A 5,783-nucleotide genomic window follows, 5' to 3' on the forward strand; every position below is an offset into this window, starting at 1 on the left:
ACCTTGTAGAGACGTTCAGTGTGGAACGTCTCTACGTGTATTCAATAAAAACGCAATCTGCTGTATGATTCAAGTTGTTATTTTTGCAGTTCTCCATGAGCGCGATCGCGCTCATCAGGACTTACGCAGGCAACAGCCATAAACCCGGTTTCTTCGTTTAAATTTAGTTGTAAAACCAACGATTTTTCCTATAAACCGGGTTTCAAAGCGTAAGTCCTAGCTATATCAGGAGCGATCGCTTTGCCCCCGCATCGGAATACAACGATACTTAAGATAATAAACTAACAATCTCAAAACAAAATTAAGTATTTTTACTGCTTTTTTATAGCAAAATGCCTGACGGTGCAATCGCGCCAAATCCCTTAAAAATCAAGGTAAAAAGTCAATTAAAGTCCTTTTTTTTTAGGGGGATAATGGTGAAGCTATTCTAAGTATACGTCTATCTTTTGTAGTATCGGAACAATAATTCCAAGGATGATTTTTTAGATCCCACATTCCGCAGGTTCAAATTTTTAACTTATCATAGTAGATACGGTAGTGGGAGGCGCACCAGCGCTCTTATTATTGGCAAAAAGAAACTTGACAGCAAATAAAATTTACATTAATACAAACATATCCATAAAGCGGATAGGTTCGCTCGTAAGTAATATTACGGTTAAATTGGTTTTTATTTTACTTCTATATTTAGATATGTTAGTACGCTACGAAAAAGCAAATCAAATTATTTGGAGTATGGCTAGACCTGCAATAGTAGGATTAGGTTTAGGATGTTTGATAGCTACTGGTTGTGTAATTTTGCCTCAGCTAGTAGTAGCCCAAGAAAATAACCAGTTAGCCAAAGCATCTACGCAATTACCTGTTGTCAAATCTACGGCTTTGGGTACTGACATGGATGTACCTTGGTCAAAGCCAGTTAGGATTGAAGATCCTTTTGAAGGAAATTATGTCGGCATATTTGACCGAAACTACTTTTGGCGGGACTTTCTGAATACTAATGCCAGAATTGAGGTAATTAGCCTTTGGAGTCTGAACTCGATTCGCGTACTTATGGCTTATAAAGACCGTAATTGCTCGTATGGTTTATATCACTATACGTCTGTACCTTCTTCAGGATGTTTAGTATCTAATAGTACCCTGAAGATTACTAACCTTTATATCAAATTAGGAGAGCGGGTTTTTCGTTTGGAAGGAAACAACGGTACATTTAAAGTCAGCAGCGAGTTAGCAGCAGCGCTGAAAAATTCACCACCGAAAAATGTCAGTATAAGACTGGTATCAGAAAGCGGAGAAACAGTGGATAGTCAGATAGGTAAAGCAACTGTTGAAGGTTGGAAAACTGTTTATTAGAATGATACCGTGGAACGATCTACTTGTAAGAGTATGTTTTAAAAGTGTCTCAATATGTCATGAGTCCCGCAGTGAAGCATCTTATTATTGTATTGCTCAAATCCCAGATTTTTTGCAAGTAACTAATGACAATTTATACTTGACTCGACTTTTAAAACATCCTCTTAGGAATAATACTTTAGTTCATCTCCCTCTTACCTCTAAATTTTTTTATAATGATTGTTTTGGAGTCACCTCAAATAATTTTTGAGAACGATAAAAACAAACATCAAATTCCATAAAAAAGTTTGCCTGTCCTAGAATAAGTGGTACTTGTGTGGCCTGTGTCCACGCAAAAACTAGTCTAACGCTCAAAAATTGTTTAATAATAGCAGATACAATTAGCAATCTTGCTTCAAACTGAGCTAGATTACCAGTTAATTGAAGCATTGTTGTTTGTTCTTCCCAAATAGCCCCTAACTCAATGCCAACTTGATATGGAAGAACGTTCACCATTGCTCCCGTATCTAAAAGTCCGATAACTTCCTGTGAGTTATTTTTATAATTCAAGGTCACTGGTAAATAAGGCTTAAAGCTCGCTTCTCCCAAACTAGTATCAGTAGGAGTAAAAGAATATCTTGCTCTACTACTCATGATTTGAGGAAGCTTCGGCATTTAGCGCATCTAACATTACTTTGGCAGCTTCCACTGCTTCGATTGGAGACCAAACAGAGTAGGAAGCACCAGGTTTTATTAGGTTAGTTTCTTCGTCTGCTAACTCGGTAGCTAAAAGTTGAATTACTTGAAGCTTATCTATACGATTGAGTTTGCGTAATTGTTCAATAAGTTCAATAGATACCATTTGTCAAGTCGCACATTTACGAATTTGATATTAATTCTTAGGATAACGTATCAAAACTCAAGACTATAATGATTCGATGCCAAATTCGAGGGGGCGATCGCTTACAATTTTAAAAGCTTCCTGGGGAGGAACTTCTGGTCTTCTTAAAAAGAAATATTCTACAGCATCAGAACCATAGTTAAAACCCACAACTATTACATACTCTTTTCTTGGGTCGTAGTTGTCGATTAAAGCATAATATTGGGCATACAGTATTGGTTGATTCACCGCTGCTGCTGAGAGTTTCATCATCTGCCAAGCTTGAGTGCCTTTAGCAACATAATGCATTCTGTTTCCTGTTTGCGATTCACTTTCAACCACCGAAAAATTATTACCACTAGTATGCTCGATCCGGAGTACCTTGTGCATATAAAGGTAGCCCCTACCTAGTGTTTGAAAGAACTTCCATGCTTGGGCGCTAAACAGGACTTCACCGATGGAAACGAGATTTTCGGCAATTTCCTGCTGAATTTGCTGTTCAGGTGTCATGACAGTTTATTTTATTTGATGATAACGGCAATATCGGGCATGATTGGCATATTTTTACTTATTATTAAGTTAACAAAATTCTTTAGGCAGGAACTTTCACGCTTTGTTTAAAAGCTTAAGAGGCGATCGCGCTCCTTGATTCGTTCCAAAAAGAGCGATCGCCCTTCTGTCTACAAGCGCTAAAACTGCACCGAAACTGTTCCCAGCACCGTGAACGGCGCACCGGGAGACACGAAACCAAAATCAGCACTTTCAAAGTAGTAAACATCAAAGATATTCTTGAAATTCAGTGCAGCCCCCAACTGTCCGCGTCTGTAGTAGATAGCAGCATCGGTGCGGACATAGCTGGGTACTTCAAATGTATTTTCTAAGTCACCCTGTCTATCACCGATAAATGACACTCCGCCGCCAAATCCAAACCCTTTCAACCCTCCCGTTTGAAATTCATAGGTTGTCCATAAGCTGGCACTGTGACGAGGCACATTGGTGGGTGTATTCCCTTTGAAGGCAGGTCGGGTATCCTCCGTGATTTCAGCATCGATATAGGCATAGCTGCCAATGATCTTCCAACCGGGCAAGATTTCTCCGGCAATATCAAACTCAATCCCTCGACTGCGCTGTTCTCCGACCTGAATGCTAAATCTGGGTCGATCTGGATCGGAGACGACAATGTTTTGTTTGGTGATTTGGTAAGCGGCTAAGGTTGCTACCAGTTTGCCATCCAGAAATTCTGTTTTTACTCCAGCCTCAAACGCTTCGCCCTTCGTTGGCTCAAAGAAGCTTGCATCCGCATTTCTGAAGGCAGCACCATTGGGCAGGAATGATCGACTCCAACTGGCATACAGAGAAACGGGCTGAATCGGTTGGTAAACAATGCCAACACGAGGACTGAAGGCAGTATCTTCTCGCTCCTGACGTGAAACACCGCCGATTTCGTCCCCGTAGGTGTCTTTGACAAAATCAAAGCGTCCACCCAACAGAATTTTTAGGTTGTCGCTAATTGAAATTAAATCCTGAGCATAGACACCAACCTGATTTTGAACCCCTCTCTCATTGGCAGCTTGTTCATCAAATCGAGGGATCGGTTGGTCATAGTTGGGGTTAAACAGATCGATAGATGGCACAGGAATCGTTGAAAAGAATATATCTCGTGTATCATTAAGCCAACTCAATTCCACGCCGAGGAGTAAATCCTGCTTAATGCTGCCCGTTTGGATCTTGCCAATCACATCAGTCTGTAGAGAATAGACCTGTCGATCTGATCGATCGAATCTAGTTTCAACGCGAGTTAAGGTTCGATTGTCTGGTTGCAGTTCTAAATAGAAAGAAGGCTGTTCATAATTTTGAAGTAGCGCTCTGAACCCGCTGCGAACTGATAAGTTGTCACTAAATTTGTGTTGTAATCGATAGCCAAACCCAAAAATCTCACGTTCTAGCCTCGCGTCTGGATCATAAAGAAACCGGGAGCGGGGAACTCGTCCGGAGAGTACGGAATCGGCTGCCGGAAGACCAAAATACTCAACTTGAGAAGTATTGAAATACTCTCCTTCCAGCGTCAGAGTAGTATTCTTGCCAAGATCAAAACTAATCACAGGGGCGACGAAGACCTGCTCTCTCTCCGCAAAATCAACAAAGCTACCAGAGTTTTGATAGGCTGCGTTCAAGCGATAGCGAATTGTTTTGTCGGGATTCAAAGGACCGGAAAAATCGAGCGTTGGACGGTAGAAATCAAAGCTACCAATCGTTGCTTCGACCGCGTAAAAAGGAGTTGCCAGGGGTTGTTTGGTCACGATATTGAGGATGCCGCCCGGTTCACCCTGACCGTAAAGGACGGATGTGGGTCCCTTCAAAATTTCGAGTTGTTCAATATTTGCGACTTCCAAGTTAAAGCCCTGGTAGTCGAACCTTCTAAAACCATCGACAAACGTATTACCACCGCTAAGATAGCTTTCCGCAAACCCTCGAAAAATAAATCTATCACCAGCCACAGATTGAGAACCGCCTACGGAAGTTACCCCACTAACGTTAGTCACCGCTTCTCGCACTCGCGTGATTCGTTGATCCTCTAGCACTTGACGCGGGATGACTTGAATCGAAGCAGGAATATCGCGGACGAGAGCATCAGTTTTGGTTGCAGTTGACGCATTAGGTACGCGATAACTATCTTGCTCCCCTGTCACCACCAACTCAATCGGCTCGTCATCCTGTAGCGATCGCGTCTACCCAAAAACCGCCTCATCTTCGTCAAACCGACTTTTTGCCCAACAAACATTCGCTGGGTGCAATCCCAAATTGGCGCTTAAAGGCAGTAGCAAAGTGTGCTGGATTTGTGTAACCAACTAAATTTGCAACTTCTGCCACAGTGTAATTCCCCGAACGTAACCATTCCTGTGCTTGGTTCAGGCGTTTCTCAGTAATGTAGCCGACTACAGTTGTGCCAAATAAGTCTTTAAAACCACGTAAAATAGTGCGATCGCTCACCCCTACTAACTCCCCTAATTCCACCAATGATGGCGGATTCTCTAAACGAGAGAGCAAAATTTCCCTTGCATAATGAATTCGGGCAATAGTTGATGATTTTAGTTGTGGGGACGGTTGCAGTCCACACTGGTCTGCTAAAATTGGAGCCAGTTGTAGCGCCATTAATTCTTGTATCTTTCCCTGCAAATACATCCGCTTTGTCATCCCGTGGTAGGGACAGTTGATAATTTGCTGCGCTACTGCTTCGATAGCGGTTGTAGTTTCCGGGTAAATTAAACTCTGCCAATTATCACCCTTTGCCAGAAACTTCAACACAGGAGAAATATCTCCATTTTCTGTGGGGAAAAAAGTTTTCAATAACTCCGGAGACATATGAATATTAATATTTACGTGCCTGGATTTCGGTATTTTTACACGCATTTATCTTTGAACACCGCTACCAGAAATGAGTGTGTATCCCTCTCCTACCTGTCCTCCAAATTCATTTACAGCAGATTGCGGGTTTATGAAGTACAGTAACAGCAGTTTGTAAACCAGTTTTTTAGATGCTTGGGATTAACCAAATCGAGTGCTGTAGCAATCAAAG

The 5,783-nt window shown here is 41.7% G+C and carries 6 protein-coding genes; 1 reads left to right on the forward strand and 5 read right to left on the reverse strand.

The window, feature by feature from the left end; translation table 11 throughout:
- The first annotated feature begins 690 nt into the window (after positions 1-690).
- A complete protein-coding gene (locus AABK37_RS39980; RefSeq protein WP_432556940.1) occupies positions 691-1,347 on the forward strand; it encodes a hypothetical protein in 657 nt (218 codons plus the stop codon).
- 210 nt (positions 1,348-1,557) lie between these two features.
- Here the strand turns inward: AABK37_RS39980 and AABK37_RS39985 are convergent, their stop codons facing one another.
- The 5 genes from AABK37_RS39985 to AABK37_RS40005 form a co-directional block, all read right to left on the reverse strand.
- Positions 1,558-1,980 (reverse strand): hypothetical protein, encoded by a 423-nt coding sequence (locus tag AABK37_RS39985; protein WP_432556941.1) that lies wholly within the window; start codon positions 1,978-1,980, stop codon positions 1,558-1,560.
- Entirely contained in the window at positions 1,973-2,188 is a 216-nt protein-coding gene (locus AABK37_RS39990) for a hypothetical protein (RefSeq protein WP_432556942.1), read from the reverse strand. Before AABK37_RS39990 ends, AABK37_RS39985 begins: the two co-directional genes overlap by 8 nt.
- Positions 2,189-2,251: 63 nt before the next feature.
- A complete protein-coding gene (locus AABK37_RS39995) occupies positions 2,252-2,716 on the reverse strand; it encodes a hypothetical protein (protein WP_432556943.1) in 465 nt (154 codons plus the stop codon).
- Positions 2,717-2,895: 179 nt separating this feature from the next.
- The gene (locus AABK37_RS40000; protein ID WP_432556944.1) at positions 2,896-4,899 is read right to left on the reverse strand and encodes a TonB-dependent siderophore receptor; all 2,004 of its coding nucleotides are present in this window, start codon (positions 4,897-4,899) and stop codon (positions 2,896-2,898) included.
- 61 nt (positions 4,900-4,960) lie between these two features.
- Complete coding sequence (locus tag AABK37_RS40005) at positions 4,961-5,569, reverse strand: helix-turn-helix transcriptional regulator (RefSeq protein WP_432556945.1); 609 nt, start codon at positions 5,567-5,569, stop codon at positions 4,961-4,963.
- Positions 5,570-5,783: the final 214 nt, after the last annotated feature.

It is taken from the genome of Tolypothrix sp. VBCCA 56010 (genome assembly GCF_050875635.1).
Classification (GTDB): Bacteria; Cyanobacteriota; Cyanobacteriia; order Cyanobacteriales; family Nostocaceae; genus Hassallia.